This window comes from Bacillus pretiosus (assembly GCF_051294775.1).
Classification (GTDB): domain Bacteria; phylum Bacillota; class Bacilli; order Bacillales; family Bacillaceae_G; genus Bacillus_A; species Bacillus_A wiedmannii.
Genome location: NZ_JBPPHF010000100.1, coordinates 1 through 321, shown reverse-complemented (window position 1 = coordinate 321; position 321 = coordinate 1). Strand labels below are relative to the sequence as shown.

The 321-nt window shown below is 30.2% G+C and carries 1 pseudogene; it reads left to right on the top strand.

Annotation, left to right across the window (positions count from 1 at the left end):
- Positions 1-321, top strand: a pseudogene (locus ACSG5Z_RS30025) (macrolide family glycosyltransferase); the annotation flags it as partial.

The following is a 321-nucleotide window of genomic DNA, read 5'->3' as shown; positions in this document are numbered from 1 at the left end:
GATCATAGCAGAAGTATTACAATTACCTAAAATTTCTTCATGTACAACATTTGCCATTACTAAAAAGATAGCTTCTACTCTTATGAAAAATCATGGAGAAAAAAATAAAAAATCACCTTTATATCAGGAAGTCATGTGTATTTTGAAAAAATGGGAAGATATTTATGGAATTACTCTTAATGAAAAACAGAATGTGATGACATGCCCAGGGGAAATTACAATTGTATATACATCAAAATTGTATCAACCAAATGTCGAAGAATTTGATGATTCTTATATATTTGTCGGGCCCTCTATTGCACAGCGTAAAGATGTAGATTC